Annotated in this window: 22 protein-coding genes; 19 read left to right on the top strand and 3 right to left on the bottom strand. The window is 62.0% G+C overall.

Going from position 1 to position 23,360, the window contains the following annotated elements:
* Positions 1-94 precede the first annotated feature (94 nt).
* From ACYYKW_RS03245 to selO, 3 genes are read left to right on the top strand one after another with little or no spacing between them, the layout of a single operon-like run.
* Complete coding sequence (locus ACYYKW_RS03245; RefSeq protein WP_090280529.1) at positions 95-1,837, top strand: potassium/proton antiporter; 1,743 nt, start codon at positions 95-97, stop codon at positions 1,835-1,837.
* Between the two features lie 34 nt (positions 1,838-1,871).
* On the top strand, positions 1,872-5,225 hold the full coding sequence (gene mscK, locus ACYYKW_RS03240) for a mechanosensitive channel MscK (protein WP_464989395.1): 3,354 nt from the start codon (positions 1,872-1,874) through the stop codon (positions 5,223-5,225).
* A 48-nt stretch (positions 5,226-5,273) separates the two neighbouring features.
* Positions 5,274-6,737 carry a protein adenylyltransferase SelO gene (selO, locus tag ACYYKW_RS03235; RefSeq protein ID WP_464989394.1) on the top strand — a complete coding sequence of 488 codons (1,464 nt, stop codon included), beginning with the start codon at positions 5,274-5,276 and terminating at the stop codon, positions 6,735-6,737.
* Positions 6,738-6,744: 7 nt separating this feature from the next.
* Here the strand turns inward: selO and ACYYKW_RS03230 are convergent, their stop codons facing one another.
* Both ACYYKW_RS03230 and ACYYKW_RS03225 read right to left on the bottom strand, forming a co-directional pair.
* Positions 6,745-7,146 carry a helix-turn-helix domain-containing protein gene (locus ACYYKW_RS03230; RefSeq protein ID WP_093105631.1) on the bottom strand — a complete coding sequence of 134 codons (402 nt, stop codon included), beginning with the start codon at positions 7,144-7,146 and terminating at the stop codon, positions 6,745-6,747.
* Positions 7,143-7,439, bottom strand: coding sequence for a type II toxin-antitoxin system HigB family toxin (locus tag ACYYKW_RS03225; protein WP_093105635.1), 297 nt, complete (start codon positions 7,437-7,439; stop codon positions 7,143-7,145). Before ACYYKW_RS03225 ends, ACYYKW_RS03230 begins: the two co-directional genes overlap by 4 nt.
* Before the next feature lie 196 nt (positions 7,440-7,635).
* On the opposite strand from ACYYKW_RS03225, the gene trxC reads away from it, so the two are divergent.
* Positions 7,636-8,070, top strand: coding sequence for a thioredoxin TrxC (gene trxC / locus ACYYKW_RS03220; protein WP_093105640.1), 435 nt, complete (start codon positions 7,636-7,638; stop codon positions 8,068-8,070).
* Between the two features lie 130 nt (positions 8,071-8,200).
* On the opposite strand, the gene ACYYKW_RS03215 is transcribed toward trxC, so the two are convergent.
* Positions 8,201-8,971: a ParA family protein gene (locus ACYYKW_RS03215; RefSeq protein WP_090280512.1), complete on the bottom strand. Its 771-nt coding sequence runs from the start codon at positions 8,969-8,971 to the stop codon at positions 8,201-8,203.
* Positions 8,972-9,328: 357 nt separating this feature from the next.
* On the opposite strand from ACYYKW_RS03215, the gene ACYYKW_RS03210 reads away from it, so the two are divergent.
* The 15 genes from ACYYKW_RS03210 to ACYYKW_RS03140 all read left to right on the top strand — a co-directional run bounded on the left by ACYYKW_RS03210 (position 9,329) and on the right by ACYYKW_RS03140 (position 23,299).
* Complete coding sequence (locus ACYYKW_RS03210) at positions 9,329-10,054, top strand: beta-ketoacyl synthase chain length factor (RefSeq protein WP_093105645.1); 726 nt, start codon at positions 9,329-9,331, stop codon at positions 10,052-10,054.
* Positions 10,030-10,839: a lysophospholipid acyltransferase family protein gene (locus ACYYKW_RS03205; protein ID WP_464989393.1), complete on the top strand. Its 810-nt coding sequence runs from the start codon at positions 10,030-10,032 to the stop codon at positions 10,837-10,839. Before ACYYKW_RS03210 ends, ACYYKW_RS03205 begins: the two co-directional genes overlap by 25 nt.
* On the top strand, positions 10,820-11,080 hold the full coding sequence (locus tag ACYYKW_RS03200; protein ID WP_464989392.1) for a phosphopantetheine-binding protein: 261 nt from the start codon (positions 10,820-10,822) through the stop codon (positions 11,078-11,080). The genes ACYYKW_RS03205 and ACYYKW_RS03200 overlap by 20 nt, the downstream gene beginning before the upstream one ends.
* 9 nt (positions 11,081-11,089) lie before the next feature.
* Entirely contained in the window at positions 11,090-11,344 is a 255-nt protein-coding gene (locus ACYYKW_RS03195) for an acyl carrier protein (RefSeq protein ID WP_065615459.1), read from the top strand.
* Complete coding sequence (locus ACYYKW_RS03190) at positions 11,341-11,886, top strand: COG4648 family protein (protein WP_208939038.1); 546 nt, start codon at positions 11,341-11,343, stop codon at positions 11,884-11,886. The genes ACYYKW_RS03195 and ACYYKW_RS03190 overlap by 4 nt, the downstream gene beginning before the upstream one ends.
* Positions 11,883-13,562, top strand: coding sequence for an ApeI family dehydratase (locus ACYYKW_RS03185; protein WP_464989391.1), 1,680 nt, complete (start codon positions 11,883-11,885; stop codon positions 13,560-13,562). Before ACYYKW_RS03190 ends, ACYYKW_RS03185 begins: the two co-directional genes overlap by 4 nt.
* Before the next feature lie 77 nt (positions 13,563-13,639).
* Positions 13,640-14,374, top strand: a complete 735-nt coding sequence (locus ACYYKW_RS03180; protein ID WP_464989390.1) for a glycosyltransferase family 2 protein — start codon at positions 13,640-13,642, stop codon at positions 14,372-14,374.
* Positions 14,371-15,318: an LpxL/LpxP family acyltransferase gene (locus tag ACYYKW_RS03175; protein ID WP_090280490.1), complete on the top strand. Its 948-nt coding sequence runs from the start codon at positions 14,371-14,373 to the stop codon at positions 15,316-15,318. The genes ACYYKW_RS03180 and ACYYKW_RS03175 overlap by 4 nt, the downstream gene beginning before the upstream one ends.
* A complete protein-coding gene (locus ACYYKW_RS03170) occupies positions 15,299-16,843 on the top strand; it encodes an HAL/PAL/TAL family ammonia-lyase (RefSeq protein ID WP_464989389.1) in 1,545 nt (514 codons plus the stop codon). Before ACYYKW_RS03175 ends, ACYYKW_RS03170 begins: the two co-directional genes overlap by 20 nt.
* On the top strand, positions 16,836-17,261 hold the full coding sequence (locus ACYYKW_RS03165; protein ID WP_093105679.1) for an acyl-CoA thioesterase: 426 nt from the start codon (positions 16,836-16,838) through the stop codon (positions 17,259-17,261). The genes ACYYKW_RS03170 and ACYYKW_RS03165 overlap by 8 nt, the downstream gene beginning before the upstream one ends.
* The gene (locus ACYYKW_RS03160) at positions 17,258-17,860 is read left to right on the top strand and encodes an outer membrane lipoprotein carrier protein LolA (protein WP_464989388.1); all 603 of its coding nucleotides are present in this window, start codon (positions 17,258-17,260) and stop codon (positions 17,858-17,860) included. The genes ACYYKW_RS03165 and ACYYKW_RS03160 overlap by 4 nt, the downstream gene beginning before the upstream one ends.
* Positions 17,844-20,183: an MMPL family transporter gene (locus ACYYKW_RS03155; RefSeq protein ID WP_464989387.1), complete on the top strand. Its 2,340-nt coding sequence runs from the start codon at positions 17,844-17,846 to the stop codon at positions 20,181-20,183. Before ACYYKW_RS03160 ends, ACYYKW_RS03155 begins: the two co-directional genes overlap by 17 nt.
* The gene (locus ACYYKW_RS03150; protein WP_464989386.1) at positions 20,180-21,343 is read left to right on the top strand and encodes a sodium:proton antiporter; all 1,164 of its coding nucleotides are present in this window, start codon (positions 20,180-20,182) and stop codon (positions 21,341-21,343) included. Before ACYYKW_RS03155 ends, ACYYKW_RS03150 begins: the two co-directional genes overlap by 4 nt.
* Entirely contained in the window at positions 21,330-22,577 is a 1,248-nt protein-coding gene (locus ACYYKW_RS03145) for an NAD(P)/FAD-dependent oxidoreductase (RefSeq protein WP_464989385.1), read from the top strand. The genes ACYYKW_RS03150 and ACYYKW_RS03145 overlap by 14 nt, the downstream gene beginning before the upstream one ends.
* Complete coding sequence (locus ACYYKW_RS03140; protein WP_464989384.1) at positions 22,574-23,299, top strand: class I SAM-dependent methyltransferase; 726 nt, start codon at positions 22,574-22,576, stop codon at positions 23,297-23,299. The genes ACYYKW_RS03145 and ACYYKW_RS03140 overlap by 4 nt, the downstream gene beginning before the upstream one ends.
* The last annotated feature ends 61 nt before the right edge of the window (positions 23,300-23,360 follow it).

Genomic DNA, 23,360 nt, shown 5'->3' with positions numbered 1-23,360 from the left:
TTTGACAGCATCACATTTCAACAGGTTAGAATCGCTGGCACGCAGACTGCATGGTCAGTTTGTGCCCCGTCTTTACGCTTCTGGAGTACTGCCTTTGAATGCGACGACCATCAACAGCCTGTTCTTGATCGGCGCGTTGCTGGTAGGCGCAAGTATTCTGGTCAGCTCACTGTCCTCGCGTCTCGGCATTCCGATTCTGGTAATCATCCTCGCGGTCGGCATGGCCGCCGGGGTCGATGGCGGCGGGATCATTTTCGATAACTACCCGACGGCCTATCTGGTCGGCAACCTCGCGCTGGCGGTGATTCTCCTCGACGGCGGTTTACGCACACGGGTGTCGAGCTTCCGCGTGGCGTTATGGCCAGCGCTATCGCTGGCCACTGTCGGCGTGTTGATCACCACCGGGCTCACCGGCATGGCCGCGGCGTGGCTGTTTGACCTGAACCTGATCCAGGGCCTGCTGATCGGCGCCATCGTCGGCTCGACTGACGCTGCAGCAGTGTTTTCGCTGCTCGGCGGCAAAGGCCTCAACGAACGGGTCAGCGCCACGCTGGAAATCGAATCCGGCAGCAATGACCCGATGGCGGTGTTTCTCACCGTCACCTTGATCGACATGCTTGCCAGCGGCCAGACCGGCCTGCACTGGAGCCTGCTGACCCACCTGATCCGCGAATTCGGCATCGGCGGCGTGATCGGCCTCGGCGGCGGCTGGGTGTTGCTGCAACTGGTCAACCGGATCAACCTGGCGACCGGTCTGTATCCGATTCTGATGATCGCCGGCGGGCTGGTGGTGTTCGCCTTGACCAATGCCTTGCACGGCAGCGGCTTCCTCGCCGTTTATCTGTGCGGTCTGGTGATCGGCAACCGTCCGGTGCGCAGCCGTCATGGCATCCTGCACATGCTCGACGGCATGGCCTGGCTGGCACAGATCGGCATGTTTCTGGTGCTGGGGTTGCTGGTCACCCCGCACGATCTGCTGCCGATCGCCGTGCCTGCGCTTGCTCTGGCGCTGTGGATGATTCTGTTTGCGCGGCCACTGTCGGTGATGGTCGGCCTGCTGCCGTTCAAGGCTTTCCATGGTCGCGAAAAAGCCTTTATTTCCTGGGTCGGCCTGCGTGGCGCGGTGCCGATCATTCTCGCGGTGTTCCCGCTGATGGCCGGGCTGCCGAATGCGCAGCTGTATTTCAATCTGGCGTTTTTCATCGTGCTGGTGTCGCTGCTGCTGCAAGGCACGAGCCTGCCGTGGGTGGCGAAACTGTTGAAGGTGACGGTGCCGCCGGAGCCGGCGCCGATTTCCCGCTCGGCACTGGAAGTCCATGTCACCAGTGAGTGGGAGCTGTTCGTCTACAAGCTCGGCGCGGAGAAATGGTGCATCGGCTCGCCCCTGCGCGAGCTGAAAATGCCCGAAGGCACCCGCATCGCAGCCCTGTTTCGTGGTCAGCAACTGCTCCATCCGTCGGGTAGTACGGTGCTGGAAGTCGATGATTTGCTGTGTGTTATTGGCCATGAACACAACCTCGGCGCGCTCGGAAAACTGTTCAGTCAGGCGCCGCAGCGCGGCCTCGATCTGCGCTTTTTCGGCGACTTCGTGCTCGAAGGAGACGCCCAGCTTAAAGCGGTTGCGGCGCTTTACGGCTTACCGGCCGAGGGCATCGATCCGGACATGACCCTGGGCGCCTTCATTGCGCAGAAAGTCGGTGGCGCGCCCATCGTCGGCGACCAGGTGGAGTGGAACAACACCCATTGGACCGTGGCGGTCATGGACGGGAACAAGATCGGCAAAGTGGGCGTCAGATTCCCCGAAGGAAGTCGCCCGGGCCCCGGGCTCTTCCTCTAAACTGCGTTCACTCTCACTTGCTTGACCGGTCTCTATGCCTACCCTGCGCTCCTTTTTCGCCGCGGCCCTGCTGGGCCTGAGTCTCACCGTCGGCCCGTTGTACGCCGCCGAACCACCGTCCAGCGATGCCGTGCAGGCAAGCCTCGACAAGCTTGCCGACAGCAAACTGCCGGACGCTGATAAAAAAACGTTGCAGGGCGTGCTGCAAAGTACCCTCACGCAGTTGACCAATCGCCGGGATTACGAGCAGAAACTGGTCGATCTCAAGCAGCAACTGGCCAGCGCCCCCAAGCAGACCATCGAAAACACCCGCGAGCTGGCACGCCTCAAAGCCACTGCAGTGGTGCCGGTGGCACAGCGCTTCGCCAAGGAATCGATTCCGCAGCTGGAGCAGATTCTCACCGAGCGCTCGACCCAGCAAAGCGACCTGCAAAAGGCCCTGGCCGACGCCAACAGTCTGATCATCACCGCGCAGACACGCCCCGAGCGCGCCCAGGCAGAGATCTCTGCCAGCCAGACGCGTATTCAGCAGATCAACAACATCCTCAAATCCGGCAAGGATGCGGGTAAAACCGTTAGCGCCGAGCAGCGCGACCAGTTGAATGCCGAGCTGGCAGCGCTGAATGCGTTGATCCCGCTGCGCCGTCAGGAACTGGCCGGAAACAGCCAGTTGCAGGATCTGGGCAACGCTCAACATGACCTCCTCTCGGAAAAATCCGACCGCCTCGACCGCGAGATTCAGGAACTGCAAACCCTGATCAACCAGAAGCGTCTGGCGCAGTCGCAGGAAACCGTGACCCAGCAGTCGATCGAAGCGCAGAAGGCCGGCGGCAGCAGCCTGCTCGCCAGTGAAAGTACGGCCAACCTCAAACTTTCCGACTATCTGCTCAAAAGCACTGATCGGCTCAACGAAGTCACCCAGCAGAACCTGCAGACCAAACAGCAACTCGACAGCCTGACCCAGAGCGATTCAGCGCTCGACGAGCAGATCAACGTGCTCAAGGGCAGCCTGCTGCTGTCGAAGATTCTCTATAAACAAAAACAGGCGCTGCCGCATCTCAAGGTCGACCGCGATCTGGCCGATCAGATCGCCGATATTCGTCTGTATCAGTTCGAAGTCAGCCAGCAGCGCGAATTGCTCAGCAACCCGGCGACCTACGTCGACAACCTGCTGGCCACGCAACCGCCGGAACAGATCACCCCGCAACTGCGCAAGAGCCTGCTGGATCTGGCCAACACCCGCGCCGATCTGCTCGAACGGCTGAACCGCGAATTGAGCGCCGTGCTCAACGAATCGATCACTCTGCAGCTCAACCAGAAGCAATTGCTCAGCACCGCGCAGAGCCTGCGCGCCACCCTCGATGAACAGATGTTCTGGATCCCCAGCAACAAACCGCTGGACGTCGAATGGATGCGCGGCGTGCCGGAGCGTCTGGAGCGTCAGGTCAACACCCTGCCCTGGGCTTCCAGCCTGAGTGAGCTGGTCGACGGCCTGACTCAGCGACCGCTGCTGTTCCTGCCGCTGGCGCTGTTGATCGGCGCGTTGCTGTGGCGGCGCAAGAATCTCTATGCGCGGCTGAACAAGGTCCATCAGGACATCGGTCACTTCAAACGCGACAGCCAGTGGCATACGCCGCAGGCGATTTTGATCAACATCCTGCTGGCGATGCCGGTGGCGCTGGGGCTGGCGCTGTGTGGGCTGGCCTTGCAGATCGACGCGCGCGGGCAGAACGCCAACATGGGCGCGGCGCTGCTGCAAATGGGTCAGGCGTGGTTGGTGTTCTACACCGCCTACCGGATTCTGGCGCCGGGCGGCGTGGCTGAATTGCACTTCCGCTGGGAAAAACCGCAGGTCGAATTCCTCCAGGGCTGGATCCGTCGCCTCGGTCTGGTGGTGATGGCGCTGGTGACCATCGTTGCCGTCGCCGAACTGCAACCGGCCGCGCTGGCCGACGATGTGCTCGGCATGCCGGTGGTGCTGACCTGCTACGCCCTGATGGCGTGGCTGCTCAGCCGCTTGCTGATTGCCAGCCCGACCCACGAAAACACTTCGCTGTTCCGCAAGGCCGTCGGCGTGCTGTTTACCCTGCTGCCGATCGCCCTGTTTGTCGCGGTGTGTTTCGGCTACTACTACACCGCATTGAAACTCAGCGACCGGCTGATCAATACCTTGTACCTGCTGATGTTCTGGCTGGTGATCGAGGCCACGTTCGTCCGCGGTCTGAGCGTTGCCGCACGACGCCTGGCTTACCAGCGCGCGCTGGCCAAACGGCAAGCGGCGAAAGAGGCCGGCGACGGCGAAGCGGTGATCGAAGAACCGACGCTGGACATCGAAAAGGTCAACGAACAGTCCCTGCGCCTGATCCGTCTGGCCCTGCTCGGCGGCTTCATCGCCGCGCTGTACTGGGTCTGGTCGGACCTGATTTCGGTGTTCTCGTACCTCGACAACATCACCCTCTACGAATACACCAGCGGTACCGGCGCCAACATGAGCATGGTGCCGATCAGCATCGGCGACATGCTCGGCGCGCTGATCATCATCGGCATCACTTTCGCTCTGGCGCGCAACTTGCCCGGTCTGCTTGAAGTGTTCGTGTTGTCCAAGCTCGATCTGGCCCAGGGCAGCGCCTACGCGACCACGACTCTGCTGTCGTATGTGATTGCCGGCGTCGGTTTCGTCTCGACCCTGTCGACCCTTGGCGTGAGCTGGGACAAGTTGCAATGGCTGGTGGCGGCGCTGTCGGTCGGCCTCGGTTTCGGCATGCAAGAGATCTTCGCCAACTTCATCTCCGGCATCATGATCCTGTTCGAACGTCCGGTGCGGATCGGCGATACCATCACCATCGGCAACCTGTCGGGCACGGTGAGCAAGATCCGCATCCGCGCCACGACCATCACCGACTTCGACCGCAAGGACATCATTGTCCCGAACAAAACCTTCATCACCGGCCAGTTGATCAACTGGTCGCTGACCGACACCATCACCCGCGTCACGCTGAAACTCGGCGTGGACTACGGCTCGGACCTGGATCTGGTCAAGGAACTGCTGCTCAAGGCCGCCCGGGAGAACCCGCGCGTGCTCAAGGAACCGGAGCCGCACGTGTACTTCCTCAATTTCGGCGAAAGCACCCTCGATCACGAGCTGCGCATGCATGTGCGCGACCTCGGCGACCGCAACCCGGTGCTCGATGAGGTCAACCGCTTCATCAACCGCGAGTTCAAGAAGCAGCACATCAACATTTCGTTCCGGCAGATGGAGGTCTATCTGAAAAATCTCCAGGGCCAGGAATACAAGATGGTGCCGGTGGAGCCAGAGAACAAAACCATCGCGCCGGTCGTCGACGCAGAGAAACCGTTGCCGGAACCGCCACCGAGCAAACTCGACTAACCGCTATGGTCCCAGCAGAATGCTCGGACACTCTGCTGGAGCCGGCCCGTGAAAGCCCTCGACGAACTGATATTCGACAATCGCTTCGCCCGCCTGGGCGACGCCTTCTCCGCCCACGTACTGCCCGAGCCGATCGGTAATCCACGGCTGGTAGTGGCCAGCCCGGCCGCACTGGCCCTGCTCGATCTGGCCCCGGCGACGGCCGACACCGAGGAATTTGCCGAACTGTTCGGTGGCCACAAGCTGTGGGCCGATGCCGAGCCACGGGCGATGGTTTATTCCGGCCACCAATTCGGCGGCTACACACCGCAACTGGGTGACGGTCGTGGTTTGCTGCTCGGCGAGGTCTACAACAACGCCGGCGAACATTGGGACCTGCACCTCAAGGGCGCCGGGCAGACGCCGTTTTCGCGCATGGGCGATGGCCGTGCGGTGCTACGTTCATCGATCCGCGAATTTCTGGCTTCCGAAGCCCTCTACGCGCTGAACATTCCTTCCTCGCGCGCAGCCTGCGTGATCGGCTCCGACACGCCGGTCTGGCGGGAGAAACAGGAACGCGCGGCGATGGTGCTGCGCCTGGCTCCGAGCCATATCCGCTTCGGCCATTTCGAATATTTCTACTACACCAAGCGTCCCGAACAGCAAAAGCAGCTCGGCGAGCACGTTCTGGCGATGCATTTCCCCGAATGCCTGGAACAACCGGAACCGTATCTGGCGATGTTCCGCGAGATCGTCGAGCGCAACGCCGAACTGATCGCCAAATGGCAGGCCTACGGCTTCTGCCACGGCGTGATGAACACCGACAACATGTCGATCCTCGGAATCACCTTCGACTTCGGCCCGTTCGCCTTTCTCGATGATTTCGACGCCAACTTCATCTGCAACCATTCGGATGATCAGGGCCGTTACTCGTTCAGCAATCAGGTGCCGGTCGGCCAGTGGAACCTCAGCGCCCTCGCCCAGGCTCTGACGCCGTTCATCAGCGTCGAAGCCCTGCGCGAAACCCTGGGCCTGTATTTGCCTCTGTTTCAGGCTCATTACCTCGACCTGATGCGCCGCCGCTTCGGCTTCACAACTGCCGAAGACGACGACCAGCAACTGCTGGAAAACCTCCTGCAACTGATGCAGAACAGCGGGGTCGACTACACGCTGTTCTTCCGCCGCCTCGGTGAAGAATCAGCCGAACAGGCCATCGCCCGCTTGCGGGACGATTTCGTCGACATCAAGGGTTTCGATGCCTGGGGCGAACGCTACATCGCCCGCGTCGCTCGTGACGGCGATACCGATCAAGAGCAGCGCCGCGCCCGGATGCACGCGGTCAATCCGCTGTACATCCTGCGCAACTACCTGGCGCAAAAAGCCATCGACGCGGCCGAGCAAGGCGATTACGCCGAAGTGCGCCGACTGCATGCAGTGCTGAGCAACCCGTTTGAACAGCAGCCGGGGATGGAGAGTTACGCCGAACGGCCGCCGGAGTGGGGCAAGCATCTGGAGATCAGTTGTTCTTCCTGAGGCAGAATCAGGTAAACACGTCGATGGGCACATTGAAGCGCTCAGCCAACCAGCGAATCTGGCGCAGGTTCAGCTTGCGCTTGCCACTGAGAATTTCCGAAACGACGGATTGAGGACCGACGCCCGGCAGATCGCTTTGGGTCAGGCCGTGTTCGCGCATCATGTAACCGAGAACCTCTTCGCCACTCGCTTGGGCCATGGGGTGATGGGTGTGATCCCACTCCTCGATCCAGTCACCGATGATATCGACAAGGCTCATCAAAGGATGCGACTCATCGTCGCCCGTAATCTCAAGTAGCTCATCGACTGCCTTTACCAAGCAGTCATAGTCGTCCTCGCTCTTGGGTTTTCGAACCACTGGGGAAACAAACTCCCAATGCTCAGCGACCGTTTTTATCAAAATGCTCATACCCCTCCCTCCTTCCATTTGCCGCGATCATATTCGCGGTGATCCATTACGTGCTTTATGTAGAGCCGTTGAGATCGGTAACTGACAAAAGCAATTAACCTCAGTTTATTTCCGCCGATATCAAAGACGTGGAATTCGCCAACCTTATCGGTTGCGGGAAATATCGACTTCATTGCCGAGAAATCCCTTGGATAAATCCTGCTTGCCAGCCGAAACCACTGGGCCAGAGCGTTTGCTGCGTGCGGCCAACGTGTTTTGGCCTCTCGAATGGGTTTTTCACTAAACACATGCATGCAACATCCTTATCGCATTCTGCTATGGGGGGAGTTAATCACAAACCAAAAATATCGCAAGTTGCGATACTGGCGGGCGGACCGGCGGCTCGCCTGTGACGTTTTCAGCCTAGGCATAGCAGACAAGACTGCACGATTGAAAATATGAGCAAACGTCTCAAACTACCCCTAATCAGCTCCCTTCAGGATTTCGCTCATGACCACGTCACTCCTCATCCCCTGCCCGTCCTGCAACGGCCTCAACCGCATACCCGCCGAGCGCCTCGCCGATCAGCCCAAATGCGGGCGCTGCAAATCGGCGGTGTTGTCGAGCAAACCGTTCGAACTCAAGCAAGGCGATTACGCCAGTCAGATCAAGGGCGATCTGCCGCTGCTGGTGGATGTCTGGGCGGACTGGTGCGGGCCGTGCAAGTCGTTTGCGCCGGTGTTCGAACAGGCGGCGGCGCAGTTGGCGGGCAAGTGTCGGTTGGCCAAGCTCGACAGCGAGGCCAATCAGCAGTTGTCAGCGCAGTTGGGGATTCGCTCGATTCCGAGCCTGATTCTGTTCAAGAACGGCAGAGAAGTGGCGCGGCAAAGTGGTGCGTTTCCGTTGCCGCAGTTGATGGCCTGGTTGCGCAGCCAGGGGATCTGACCCACCACAGATCCAAGTGGAGGAGTGAGCCTGCTCGCGATGGCGTCGTGTCAGTCAACGCAAGTGTTGAATGCAACGGCCTAATCGCGAGCAGGCTCACTCCTACAGGGATTTGCGTGGGTTCGGGGGATCAGTGGCCTTCGAGCAGGTCATGCAGTTCGACGAACTGCTGGGTCAGCTTGTGCCGTGGGTCGAGGTGGATCAGCGGCATGCTCGCCTGATGGGATTCACGCATGCGTACCGAGCTGGACAGGTACACCGGCAGCACCGGCAGACCTTCGGCAATCAGTTCATCGAGGATCTGCTGCGGCAGGCTGGCCCGGGCCTGGAATTGATTGACCACGATGCCTTCGACTTCCAGGCCTTCGTTGTGGTCATCCTTGAGTTCTTCGATTTCGGCGATCAGGCCGTACAGGGCCTGACGGGAAAAACTGTCGCAGTCGAAGGGAATCAGCACCCGATCAGCGGCGATCAGCGCTGATACCGCGTAAAAGTTCAACGCTGGCGGCGTGTCGAGGTAGATTCGGTCGTAGTCTTCGGCCAGTTCATCGAGCAATTTACGCAGCTTGTTGATCTTGTGTTTGGCTTCGAGCTTTGGCTGCAAGTCGGCCAGTTCGGCGGTGGCGGTGATGATATGGAGGTTGTCGAACGGGGTTTCGTAGATGTCGGCCTGGTTCTTTTTTGAAAACGGCCCGGAGGACAGGGTCTGTTTGAAGAAATCGGCGATGCCCATCGGAATGTCATCGCCGGTCAGCCCGGTCAGATACTGAGTGGAGTTGGCCTGGGCATCGAGGTCGACCAACAGTGTGCGATAACCCTCGCTGGCGCTGACCGCCGCCAGATTGCAGGCAATGCTCGACTTGCCTACGCCACCTTTCTGATTGAACACCACGCGCCGCATGACAAAACCTCCGTGTATCAAAGAATGACCGAGTGTAGATGCGCGCGACCTCGCTTCGCTACCTTCACGGACGCGGACTACAACCAGAGGTGCAAAAATCCGCAGTCAGTAAGCGCGATAACCGCCACTGATCGCCGATAAGGCCGACAGACACCCCGGTGAGAATCTGGATAATGGCCATATGACAGTCGTCCCGGCGAACCGGTCGGTACATTTCGTTGGGCAAAATGTAACCAGCATTTGCTACACACCCGTCGCACCGGGATAATGCGCGCCACCCGGCGCCGAGCGCCACGTCAGGCCTGCCGCGGCCTGGGCGATTCAACGCGTCAACAATTGCCCGCAGGGGCGGGATGAATGTCCGTGATCAACTTCAACATCGCCCAATGGCGCGCGTGGGCTCCCGGGCTCGACAGCGTGGACGCCTGGCAGGCCTGGAGCCGACAACCGGTCGTGCTCCAGAGCAGCGATGCGGCGCCCGATGTGTCGTTTTTGCCGGCCATGCAGCGCCGCCGCCTGAGCCGTCTGGCGCGGATGGCCTTCAGCGTCGGCTGGCCGCTGGCCGACGGACGGGACAATCTGCCGCTGGTGTTCGTCTCGCGCCACGGCGAAACCCCGCGCACCTTCGACATCCTTTGCGATCTGGCAAACGAACAGCCGCTGTCGCCCACCCAGTTCAGCCTCTCGGTGCACAACGCGATCATCGGTCTGTGGTCGATCATGCGCGGCGAAACCAGTGAAATGACCGCCCTCGCCGCCGCTGGCGACGGTCTTGAACACGGCATGCTCGAAGCGGCTGCCCTACTGGCGGAAGGCGCCCCGGCGGTGCTGCTGGTGATTACCGAGGAGCAACCGCCAGCGGCCTATTCGGCGTGGGTCGATGATGTGCCGTTCCCCTATGCGCTCGGGCTTCTGCTCACGCCGGGTACCGACTGGCGGCTGACCTTGAACAGCGCCCCGCAAACACGGTCCAAGGCGCACTGGCCGCACGCGCTGAACCTGCTGCGAACCCTGCTCGGCCAGCAATCCCATTGCCAACATGCGTGGAAAAATCGTGTATGGACCTGGCAACGCAACCCGTGACCGAGAAAAACCGCGACGCCTATTACTGGCGCTTGCTGGCCACCGCCGCAAGCTTCGCCCTGTTCGGGCTGGGCGGCCTCTGCCTGCGCGTGCTGGTATTTCCATTGCTCAACTGCCTGCCCGGCGATGCGCTTGCGCACCGGCAACGTGCACGCAAAACCGTCAGTCGGCTGTTCTGGTTTTTCGTGCGTTTCATGGCCCGCACCGGTGTGTTGACCTATGAAATACAGGGCGCCGAGCGCCTCGGTCGACCGGGGCAGATGATCATCGCCAATCACCCGTCACTGATCGACGTGGTGTTCCTGATCGGTCTGGTGCGCCAGGCCAATTGCGTGGTGAAGAAAAGCTTGTGGGAAAACCCCTTCACCCGTGGCCCGCTGCGCAGCACCGAATACATCAGCAATGACGGCAGCATGGACATGCTCGACGCCGCCGCCCAATCCCTGCAAAACGGCCAGACCCTGATCATTTTTCCCGAAGGCACGCGCACCCAGCCGGGGCAGCCGCCGGCCTTTCATCGGGGGGCCGCTGCGATTGCCCTGCGCGGTGCGAAAATGGTGACGCCGGTGATCATCAAGGTCAGCCCGACCACCCTGACCAAAGCCGAACCCTGGTATCGCATTCCCAAGCGCCGCGTGCACTTCAGTTTTCGCGTGGGCGCCGATATAGACCCACAGACCTTCGCCGCGCAGGGGCCCGCCCCGCAAGCCTCGCGCAAGCTCAACGATTATTTGCATGACTATTTCATTAAGGAGCTCGCCGAAGATGAGCGAACTGCACCGTGACATCAAACAGCTGATCATCGATGCCCTCGGTCTCGAAGACATCGCCCCCGACGACATCGGTGACGAGCAGACCCTGTTTGGCGAAGGCCTGGGCCTGGACTCGGTCGACGCGCTGGAACTGGGCCTGGCCATCCAGAAAAAATACGGCATCAAGATCGACGCCGATGCCAAAGACACCCGCAACCATTTCACCAACGTGGCGAGCCTTGCGGCTTTTGTCACGGCCAGACAGGCAGCTTGAGACCGGACCATGCAAACTCGTGACGATATTTTCAACACCCTGCGCGATGCCCTGGTCGAGCTGTTCGAGCTCGATCCGGCCCGCGTAAGCATGGACGCCAATCTGTATCAGGATCTGGAAATCGACAGCATCGACGCGGTCGATCTGATCGATCACATCAAACGCCAGACCGGCAAGAAAATCGCCGCCGAAGAATTCAAGTCGGTGCGCACCGTCGGTGACGTGGTCGAGGCGGTCTACCGTCTGGTTCAACCGGCCGCATGAGCCGATTGATCGGCCTCGGCCTGCTGCTGGCCGGCCTGCTGTACCCCTTTGCGGTGTATTTCGGCATGGAGCACTTCGCGCCGTGGCAGTTCGGCCTGCTGTTGGGCAGTCTGTGGCTGGCGCGGGTGCTGAGTGGCGAGCGCAAACCCGGCAGCGTCTGGATGGCCGGCGTGGCGATCGCCTTTTGCGTGTTGCTGGCGCTGTTCGACAGCCCGCAATTGCTGCGCTGGTACCCGGTGCTGATCAGCGGCTTCATGCTGGTGCTGTTCGCCTCGAGCCTGACGTTCGGCATGCCGATGGTCGAGCGGCTGGCGCGCTTGCGTGAGCCGGATCTGCCACCCGAGGCGATTCGCTATACGCGCCAGGTCACGCTGGCCTGGAGTGTGTTTTTCTTCTGCAACGGTTTGTGCGCCGCGCTCCTGACCCTGTGGGCGCCGCTGGATTGGTGGATGTTGTACACCGGCCTGATCTCCTATGGATTGATCGGCCTGATGTTTGCCATTGAATGGCTGATACGACAACGGGTAAGAGGCCGTACATGAACTGGATAAAACTTGAGCACCTGCTGCTCAAGGCCCAACCGCTGCGGGCCGTCAGCCACGCACCGGCACTTGATCATGCCGCGCTGTGCGAGCAGGCGCTGAGCGTCGCCGCCGCGCTGCAGGCACGAGGCGTGCGCCATCTGGCCGTGCATCTGGAAGATGCCGCCGAACTGGCCATCGCGCTGCTGGGTGCCTGGCGCGCAGGCGTCAGCGTGCTGTTGCCTGCCGACCTGCAAGGGCAGACGCGCCAGCGCTGGGCGGACGAGGTCGACCTGTGGCTGACCGATCAGCCTGGCGATACCCGACTCGATGAAATTCAGCAGCCGCCATTAGCGGGCGCGGCGCTGGATCTCGATCAATGCCGACTGAGCCTGTGCACCTCGGGCTCCAGCGGCGAACCCAAGCGCATCGACAAGACCCTGCGGCAACTGGCCAATGAAGTCGAGGCGCTGGAGCAATTGTGGGGCGCAGACCTTGCCCAGGCCTGCATCATCGGCAGCGTCGCCACCCAGCACATCTACGGCCTGCTGTTTCGCGTGCTGTGGCCGCTGTGCGCCGGGCGCCCGTTCGTGCGCAAACAACTGGCATTTCCCGAGGACATGCAACGCGCCAGCCGCGAACACCCGGCCTTCGCCTGGGTCGCCAGCCCGGCATTGCTCAAGCGCATGGGCGACAACCTCGACTGGCCGGCGCTAAGCGCGGTGCGCCGGGTATTTTCCTCCGGCGGCGCGCTGCCGCTTGAGGCCGCGCAAAGCCTCGAGCAACGCTTGCAGCAATGGCCGACGGAAATTCTCGGCAGCTCGGAAACCGGCGGGATTGCCTGGCGTCAGGGCGACGTACTGTGGCAACCGTTCGCCGCGGTCGAACTGAGCCAGGACAGCGACGGCGCGTTGCTGATCGCCTCACCTTACTTGCCGGCGGGGCATGTCGAGCACAGCGCCGACGCCGCACGCATCGCGGCTGATGGGCGTTTCGAACTGCTCGGGCGCCTCGACCGGATCGTCAAACTCGAAGAAAAACGCATCTCCCTGCCCATGCTCGAACAGGCCCTGGTTGCCCACGAGTGGGTCGCCGAAGCACGTCTGGGCGTGGTGCAGGAAAATCGCGCGTCCCTCGGTGCTTTGCTGGTGCTGAGCGACGCCGGCCTGTTCGCGCTGCGCGAACACGGCCGCCGCGGTCTGACCGAGTCACTGCGCGAACACCTCAAGACACATTGCGAAGTGCTTGCCCTGCCGCGGCGCTGGCGGCTGCTGCGGCAGTTACCGCTCAATAGCCAGGGCAAACTGCCCCAGGCCGAAGTCGACGCCCTGCTGATTGCTCCGCGCCCGAAAGCGCCTGAACTGCTGGAACAAGTCGAAACGGGCGGTGAGTGGAGCTTGCAACTCAGCGTGCCGCCAGACCTGGCTTACTTCAGCGGGCACTTTCCCAAAGCGCCGGTTTTGCCCGGTGTGGTGCAGGTGGAATGGGCACTGAATCTCGGCCGTCAGTTACTGAAGCTCGACGGTGCGTTCGCCGGCATGGAAGTGCTGAAATTCCAGCAACTGGTGCGCCCGGGGGATGAAATTCAACTGCACCTGCGTTTCGATGCCGAGCGGCGCAAGTTGTATTTTGCTTATCGCAATGACACGGCGACGTGTTCCAGTGGGCGGATCTTGCTGGGTGTTGAACATGGTTGATTTCGGTGAGTGCTGCGCACTCAATCGCGAGCAGGCTCTCTCCCACAGGGTTTGCGGTGGGTCAGGGGAGTACAGGCATGCATAAACCCTGCGCGGTAATCCCCGTTTATAACCATGAAACCGCGGTGGGCACCGTGGTCGACGCCCTACTCGGCCAGGGCCTGCCGTGCATTCTGGTCGACGACGCCAGCGCACCTTCCTGCGCGCGCGTGCTTGATGGCCTGGCCCAGCGTGACGACGTGTTTCTGGTGCGTCTGACCGCCAATCAAGGCAAGGGCGGCGCGGTGATGACCGGGTTGCGCGAAGCCTCGCGGCTGGGTTTCAGCCATGCCCTGCAGGTCGACGCCGACGGTCAGCACGATTTGCAGGATGTCGCCCGGTTCGTCGCCGAATCCCGTGCGCATCCCGAGGCGATGATCTGCGGTTATCCGCTGTTCGATGAAAGCGTGCCCAAGGGCCGTTTGTATGCGCGTTACCTGACGCATGTGATGGTGTGGATCAACACGCTGTCGCTGCAGATCCGCGATTCGATGTGCGGCTTTCGCGTGTATCCGCTGGCGCCGACGCTGGCGGTGATCGACTCGGCGAAAGTCGGCAAGCGCATGGATTTCGATTCCGACATCCTTGTGCGTCTGGCATGGCGCAATCAGCCGATGCGCTGGCTGCAAACCAGCGTGCATTACCCGCTGGACGGGGTGTCGCACTTTCGCCTGTTCCATGACAACGCGCTGATTTCCAGTATGCACACGCGGCTGTTCTTCGGCATGTTGCTGCGTTTGCCGGTGATCCTCTGGCGCCGGTGCAAACCATGAGCGAAGAAGCCGACAACAAGCACTGGGCCGACCGCGAAGAGCGCGGCAGCTTCCTGCTGATGAAATTCACCGCGGTGGCCGCCAAGGTCCTTGGCCGCCGCCTGCTCAGCCCTTTGCTGTACGGCATCGTGCTGTATTTTTTCCTGTTCGGACGCATCGCCCGGCGCAGCGCCTGGCAGTACCAGCAGCGCTTGGCCGAATGGAGCCAGCGCGAAGATCTGCGCCCGAGCCACTGGCGCGTCTTCAGCCAGTTCATGACGTTTGCCGATTCGCTGCTCGACAAGCTCGACGTGTGGAACGGCAAGCTGCGCATCGAGCAGATCGAAATCATCGACCCGGCGTTGTTGCGCAAGCAGTTGCGCGGCAGTCGTGGTCAGCTGCTGGTCGGCGCGCACCTGGGCAACCTCGAGGTCTGCCGCGCGCTGGCCGAGATCGGCGAAAAAGTCACCATGAACGTGCTGGTGCACACCAAGCACGCCGAGCAATTCAACCGTTTGCTCGGCGAGGCCGGGGCGACCAATCTGCGCCTGATCCAGGTCAGCGAACTCGACCCGTTGATCATGCTGCAACTGCACGAACGGCTGGAGCGCGGCGAGTGGCTGGCGATTGCCGGCGACCGCGTGCCGCTGCATGGCGGGCGCAGCGTCACCGTCGACTTTCTCGGCCACCCGGCGCCATTCCCGCAAGGGCCGTGGTTGCTGGCCGGCCTGTTGAAGTGCCCGGTCAATCTTTTGATGTGCCTGAAACAACCCGACGGCCACTATCGCCTGACCCTCGAACCGTTCGCCGACGCCGTGGTGTGGACGCGCCGCGAACGCGAGCAGGTCATTCATCAGTGGGCCAGTCTTTATGCGCAGCGCCTGAGTCACTATTGCCTCGAAGCGCCGCAGCAATGGTTCAATTTCTACCCTTTCTGGAAAACCGATGACCACGCCAATTCCTGAGCCGGTAACCTTCGGCGAACGCCCCTTGCGCATCGAAGACGTGCTGGCCCTGGCCAACCGTCAGGTGCCCGTGCAGTTGCAGAACGATGCCGATTACCGCGAGCGCATCGCCAAAGGCGCGCGGTTTCTCGATTCGCTGCTGGACAAGGAAGGCGTCATCTACGGCGTGACCACCGGTTATGGCGATTCCTGCGTAGTAGCGGTGCCGTTGCATCACGTCGAAGCGTTGCCGCGTCACCTCTACACCTTCCACGGCTGCGGCCTGGGCAAACTGCTCGACGCGCAAGCCACCCGCGCGGTGCTGGCGGCGCGTTTGCAGTCGCTGTGCCACGGCGTTTCGGGGGTACGGGTCGAGTTGCTCGAGCGTCTGCAAGCGTTCCTCGAACACGACATTCTGCCGCTGATTCCTGAAGAGGGTTCGGTCGGCGCCAGCGGTGATCTGACGCCGTTGTCGTACGTCGCCGCAACGCTGTCCGGGGAGCGTGAAGTGCTGCTGCGTGGCGAGCGCCGTCAGGCTGCCGATGTGCACCGCGAACTCGGCTGGACACCTTTGGTGCTGCGCCCGAAAGAAGCGCTGGCGCTGATGAACGGCACTGCGGTGATGACCGGCCTCGCCTGCCTCGCCTTCGCCCGCGCCGACTATCTGCTGCAACTGGCCGCGCGCATCACCGCGCTCAACGTGGTGGCGCTGCAAGGTAATCCCGAGCATTTCGATGAGCGGCTGTTCGCGGCCAAACCGCATCCAGGGCAAATGCAGGTGGCCGCGTGGTTGCGCAAGGATCTGGCGATCGACGCACCGACCGCGCCGCTGCATCGCCTGCAGGACCGCTACTCGCTGCGCTGCGCCCCGCACGTGCTCGGCGTGCTGGCCGACAGCCTGAACTGGCTGCGTTCGTTCATCGAAACCGAACTGAACAGCGCCAACGACAACCCGATCATCGACGCCGAAGCCGAGCGCGTGCTGCACGGCGGGCACTTCTACGGCGGGCATATCGCCTTCGCCATGGACAGCCTGAAGAATCTGGTCGCGAACGTCGCCGATCTGCTTGATCGACAGTTGGCGTTGCTGGTCGACGAGCGTTACAACCATGGCTTGCCGAGCAACCTTTCCGGCGCTCCAGCGGATCGGGCGATGATCAATCACGGTTTCAAAGCGGTGCAGATCGGCACCAGCGCATGGACCGCCGAAGCGCTGAAAAACACCATGCCGGCCAGCGTGTTCTCGCGCTCCACCGAGTGCCACAACCAGGACAAGGTGAGCATGGGCACCATCGCCGCCCGCGATGCGATCCGCGTGCTGGAGCTGACCGAACAGGTCGCCGCCGCCACCTTGCTCGCCGCCAACCAGGGCGTGTGGTTGCGCGCACAAGCTGACGATGCGCGGCCGCTGCCGCCGGCGCTGGCCGCCATGCATGAAGAGCTGAGCAAAGACTTCCCGCCGGTCATCGAAGACCGCGCGCTGGAAGGCGAACTGCGCCTGTGTCTGCAACGCATTGCCGCGCAACACTGGAGGCTGCATGCGTAGCGCCGGAGTGCTGCACGCCGACACGGAAATCCTCGTGCCGTTCTTTGACGTCGACACCATGCATGTGGTCTGGCACGGGCATTACGTCAAATACCTGGAAGTGGCGCGGTGTGCGCTTCTGGACAAGATCGGCCACAACTACGCGGCCATGGTCGAGTCCGGTTACGCCTGGCCGGTGATCGACCTGCAACTGCGCTACGTGCGTGGCGCGGTGTTCGGCCAGCGGCTGAATGTGCGCGCCAGCCTGGTCGAGTGGGAGAACCGTCTGAAGATCCACTACCTGATCACCGACCTGCAAACCGGTGAGCGCCTGACCCGCGCCAGCTCGGTGCAAGTCGCCGTCGAAGTCAGCCGCCGCGAGATGCAACTGGTGTCGCCGAAAGTCTTTACCGACGCCGTAGAAAGGATGCTGCGATGAACGTTCTGGTTAAAAGCCTCAGCGCCTTGGCGCTGCTGCTCATCTCGTCACTGGCCCAGGCCTTCGACCTGCAACAACTGAGCGCACAACTGGCGAAGCCGGAAGTCATCCACGGCCAGTTCGTTCAGGAAAAACACCTGCGCGCCCTGCCCCAGCCGCTGATCAGCAAGGGCAGCTTCGTTCTGGCAAAAAATCACGGTTTGCTGTGGCTGTTGAAGACCCCGTTGCAGCAGGACTACCGCATCAGCGCCAAAGGCATCGCCCGGCGTGACGGTGCGGGCTGGCAGCTGTTGCCGAACAAGAGCGCCGGTGCCGAGCAGAACCGTTTGTTCCTTGCCGTGTTGCAAGGTGACAGCAGCGGCCTGCAACGGGATTTCGAGCTGGCCCTGAGCGGCGATGCGCAGCGCTGGCAACTGACCCTGACCCCGCGTTCGCTGCTGCTCCAGCAAGTATTCAAGCAGATCAACATCGACGGCGGCGCGCTGGTGCAGGCCATCGAACTGCTGGAAACCCAAGGCGACAGCACGGTGCTGCGCATGCAGGACAGCACGGCCGACCAGCCATTGAGCGACGCGGAGCAACATGACTTTGCCGAGTGAACGCAGGCTGCCGTGGCTGTTCCTGATCCTGCTGCTGGCGGTCGTTGCGCTGGCCGGCTGGCAGTGGCGCGCCGGTCCGCCATTGTCGGCGAACCTCATGGAACTGGTGCCCGGCACTCAGCCTGACGCCCTCGAACAGCGCGCCGAACAGCGCATGCAGGAACCGCTCAACCGCGAGATGCTGGTGCTGGTCGGCCACGCCGATCGCCAGCAAGCGGTGGCCATGGCGCAGACGCTCGGCGAGCAATGGCAGGCCAGCGGCCTGTTCGAGACCGTGCAGTGGAACCTGCAAGCCGATCTGCCGGCCCTGCGCGCGCAACTGCTGCAAGGGCGGCTGGCGATGCTCTCGGCCGATGATCGGCAATTGCTGATCGAACATCCCGACGCGTTTATCCAGCAACGGGTTCAAGCGCTGTTCGACCCGTTCAGCGGTTTCAGTCTGGTGTCGAGTCAAGAGGACTGGCTGGGCCTGACCGGGCGCATCCAGAACAGCCAGCCGCAACACGGCGCGGTGCAACTGGACATCGGCAGCGGCGCGTTGATCGCCGACGCCGACGGCAAGAGCTGGGTGCTGCTGCGGGCGCGTACCCGCGGCAACGCCTTTGACATGAACCTGCCGCTGCAAATCGCCGATCTGCTCGCGCAGAGTCGCGCCCAAGCGACGAAGTCCGACGTGAAACTGTTGGCCGCCAGCGGCTTGCTGTATGCCGCCAACGGTCAGCAGCAGGCGACCCGGGAAATGACCTGGGTCGGCGGCGGTGCCACGGTCGGCATCCTGTTGCTGCTGTTGCTCGCGTTCCGCCGCTGGCGGGTGTTGCTGGCGTTCGTCCCGGTGCTGGTCGGCATGCTGTTTGGCGCGGTCGCGTGTGTCGCACTGTTCGGCCACATGCACGTGATGACCCTGGTGCTCGGCTCCAGCCTGATCGGCGTGGCGGTGGATTATCCGTTGCACTATCTGTCCAAGAGCTGGAGCCTGAAGCCGTGGCGCAGTTGGCCGGCGCTACGTTTGACGCTTTCCGGGCTGACCCTGAGCCTGGTGACCAGCGCCATCGGCTATCTGGCGCTGGCGTGGACGCCGTTCCCGGCGCTGACGCAGATTGCGGTGTTCTCCGCGGCCGGATTGTTCGGCGCCTATTTATCCGCCGTGTGCCTGCTGCCGGCATTGCTGAACAACCTCGAACTGCGCCCGGCGCAATGGCCGCTGCAACTGGCCGAACGCTTGGTCACGCTGCGCGAAAGACTGCTCGAACGGGTTCGTACGCCGGTGCTGCTGGCGCTGCTGATTGCCTTCTGCGTCGGCGGTCTGATGCAGTTGCAAAGCAAGAACGACATCCGCCAGTGGGTCGGCGCACCGCAACAGCTGACCGATGAAGCCCAGACCATTGCGCGCATCACCGGTTATCAGCCGACCAGCCAGTTTTTCCTCGTTCGCGCTGCCAATCAGGAGCAGTTGCTCGAACGTCAGGCGGCGCTCAGCGAGCGTCTGCAGCAACTGGTCAATCTCGACAAGCTGCAAGGCTATCTGGCGCTCGATCAACTGGTCAGCCCGCCAACTCAGCAAGAGCGGGTGCGTGCCGCGCTGAATCAACTGCCGCAGCACTGGCAGCCACTGCTCGACCTCGGCGTGCCGCTCGCGGCGCTGCAAGCCGAGCTGCAGCAGTTGCAGACCGTGCCTGCCGAAGACATCGACGCCGCACTGGCCGGCCCGCTCGGCGAGCCGTACCGCACGCTGTGGCTCGGCCCGACCGACGATGGCGTCGCGGCGATCACCAGCCTGCAAGGCCTGAACAACCCGGCACTGTTGCGGGTGCAGGCGCTGGATTTGCCGGGCGTGCGACTGGTCGACCGTCTCGGCGAATTGAATGAAGTCTTCGCCGCCACGCAAATCAGCGCCGCCGAACTCAAGCTCGCCTCCTGTGTGCTGATCGTGCTGGTGCTGATGCTGCCGTTCGGCATCGGTGGTGCGTTGCGCATCGTCACCCTGCCACTGCTGGCGGCGCTGTGCAGCCTGGCCAGCCTCGGCTGGCTCGGTCAGCCGCTGACGCTGTTCAGTCTGTTCGGCCTGCTGCTGGTGACGGCGATCAGCGTCGACTACGCGATTCTCATGCGTGAACAGGTCGGCGGCGCGGCAGTGAGCCTGCTTGGCACCTTGCTGGCAGCGGTGACGACCTGGCTGTCGTTCGGTCTGCTGGCGGTGTCCAGCACCCCGGCGGTGAGTAACTTCGGTCTGTCGGTGAGCCTTGGTCTGGCGTTCAGCTTCATGCTGGCGCCGTGGGCCGGACGCCATACGCACAGCGACACTGCCACGGAGCCGCACGCATGATGATCGCGGCTTTCTGGCTGTTGGCGCTGGCCTTGTTCGCCGTGGCGACTCGCGTAGGCCGCCACTTCGGCCTGATCCCGATTGTCAGTCAGTTACTGTTGGCCAGTTTCGGTCTGCCGCTGTTGATGTACTTTTGGGTCGAGCCGAGTTGGCAGCTCAGCGGCGCGCAACTGATCGCACCAGACTGGTTGAAGAGCCTGTACAGCCTGAGTTTTGCCCTGCTGCTGGGGCACATTCTCAGCGATGTCATCGATCTGAAACTGGATCGGCAAAGCCTGAAAATCGCTGTGCCGAGTTTTGCCGTGCCTTTCGCTGCGGGTCTGGCGGCGGCTTGTTGGCTGTTGCCGGCGCAACCGTGGTTGAGTTCGCTGGCAATCGGGCTGGTGTTTGCGATTACCGCGATTCCGGTGCTGTATCTGTATCTGCGTCATATCGATTACCCGCCCGCCGCCACCCGCCGTTTGGTGCAGACCGCCATCCTCATCGACCTGACCTGCTGGACGCTCTTCGGCCTCGCTCAGGGCAGTCTGCACCTGAGCAGTCTGTTGCTGCCGCTGGCCCTGGCTGGCGTGCCGTTGCTGCTGCGCCTGCTCGGTGTACGTCGACCGCTGACGTTCAGCCTCGGCTTCTTTGCGCTGCTGGTGATGGCCGAGCACTACAAACTCAACGCGCTGATTCTCGGCATCGGTTACCTGCTGTGCATGGCCGCATTGAAAGTGCCGTTGGTATTGCCATTGCCCGCGCTGTGGATGAACCGTTTGCAGACGTGGCTGGCGATTCCGTTGATCCTGACCTTCGGCATCGTCCAGATCGATGTGCACAGCGCGTTCGCCAGCCTCGACGCACTGCAATGGGCGGCGCTGCTGCTGTTGCCGATTGCCAGTAAACTGCTTGGCAACTGGCTCGGCCTCGGCTGGGCCGGGGCTTCGTTCGCAGGCGCCAGCCGCTGGCGCGAAAGCGTGCTGCTGAACATTCGCGGCCTGAGCGAAATCGTTTTTCTCAATCTACTGTTGCAGCAACAACTCATCAGCCCGGCGCTGTACTTTGCGTTGATGCTGATGGGCCTGATCGCAACGCTGTTGCCGGCGCTGATCGGTCTGCACCGCGCACCACTGACTATCAAATCTCATTTGCCCCGGAGTTCCCGTGCCAATCGCTGAACTGCAATCGCGTCAGGTAGTGATCATCGGTGCCGGCCCGTCCGGTGCCATCGCCGCCGCCCTGCTCAAGCGCAAGGGCCACGATGTGCTGGTGATCGAACGCCAGCATTTCCCACGCTTTTCCATTGGTGAAAGCCTGCTTAGCCATTGTCTGGATTTCGTCGAAGAGGCCGGCATGCTCGACGCGGTGAATGCCGCCGGTTTCCAGCGCAAGACCGGCGCCGCCTTCGCCTGGGGTGAGCGCTACAGCGCCTTCGATTTCAGCGACACCTTCACCGATGGCAAGCCGACCACCTTTCAGGTGCAGCGCGCCGATTTCGACAAACTGCTGGCCGATCAAGCGGCGCTGCAAGGTGCGGAAATCCGCTACGGCGATGCCATCGTCAGCGTCGATTTCGAGCGAACCCGACCACAGCTTGATGTACGTCGCGAGGACGGCAGCGAGTACCGCGTCGAAGCCGATTTCGTGCTGGATGCCAGCGGCTACGGCCGGGTGTTGTCGCGCTTGCTGGATCTCGAGGCACCGTCGAATTTCCCTGTGCGTCAGGCAGTGTTCACGCATGTCGAAGATCACATCGACAACCCAGCCTTCGACCGCGAGAAAATTCTCGTCACCACCCACCCTGAACACCGCGACGTGTGGTTCTGGACGATTCCGTTCAGCAATGGCCGTTGCTCGGTGGGCGTGGTGGCGGCAGCTGCACACTTCGAAGGTCGCGACGCTGATCTGGACGCCTGCCTGCGCGGCTTCATCAGTGAAACACCGAGCCTGGCCGGCGTACTGAACAACGCCGTGTGGGATACCCCGGCGCGCACCCTCGGCGGCTATGCGGCAAATGTGAAAACCCTGCACGGGCCGGGTTTTGCCTTGCTCGGCAATGCCGCGGAATTTCTCGACCCGGTGTTTTCCTCCGGCGTGACCATCGCCATGCGCTCGGCGAGCATGGCCGCTGCGGTGCTGCACCGTCAGTTGCAGGGTGAAGCGGTCGATTGGCAAAGCGAGTTTGCCGAGCCGCTCAAGCGCGGCGTCGACACCTTCCGCTGCTACGTTGAGGGCTGGTACGCCGGCACCTTTCAGGACGTGATCTTTTATGAAAATGGTCAAGCGGATATCCGCCGGATGATCTGCTCGATTCTTGCCGGTTACGCCTGGGACGAACGCAACCCGTTCGTCAGCGAAGCGCGTCGACGCCTGAACATGATTTCCGAACTCTGTGCAAAGGACGCCCCATGAATCACTTGAGCGACAGCTACGTCGAAGAAACCCGCTTCGGTTTCTGGTTCCTGCGCAGCCACACCTGGCAGCACCATGTACTGCGCGTGGCGATCAATGATCTGCGGGGTTTGTTCAGCGAGGCGCTGCCGCAAAAACCGGTGCTGCTCGACGCCGGATGCGGCCAGGGCAAGTCGTTCGCTCATCTGCGCCAGACCTTCGCCCCGCAGCGCCTGATCGGAGTCGACGCCGATCGACACAGCCTCGAACTGAGTGCTGCTGAAGCGGCACGTCTGGAGCTGGACGTCGAGTTGATCGGCAGCGACTGTGCGAAGCTCAATGTGCCGGACGCCAGTGTCGACCTGCTGTTCTGCCACCAGACGTTCCATCACCTGGTCGAGCAGGAAAAAGCCCTCGCCGAGTTTTATCGCGTACTGAAGCCGGGCGGCTATCTGCTGTTCGCCGAGTCCACCGAGGCTTACATCGATACCTGGGTGATCCGCTGGCTGTTCCGTCATCCGATGCACGTGCAGAAGAGCGCGGCGCAGTATCTGCAGATGATTCGCGAGCAGGGCTTTGAGTTCGCCGAGCGCAATGTGTCTTACCCGTACCTGTGGTGGAGCCGGTCGAAGGATTTCGGTTTGCTGGAGCGCTTGGGGTTGCGCAAGTCGAAGCCGTTTGGGCAACGGGAAGAGACCTTGGTCAATGTTGTGGCGCGCAAGCCATTGGCAGGGACTTCCTGAATGTACAGCCATCGACCTGCACACCCGAAAACCTGTGGGAGCTGGCTTGCCAGCGATAGAG

The sequence above is a fragment of the Pseudomonas sp. 15C genome (assembly GCF_055484735.1).
Note: the sequence above shows the minus strand (reverse complement) of the source record. Positions and strands in the feature narration are given on the sequence as shown.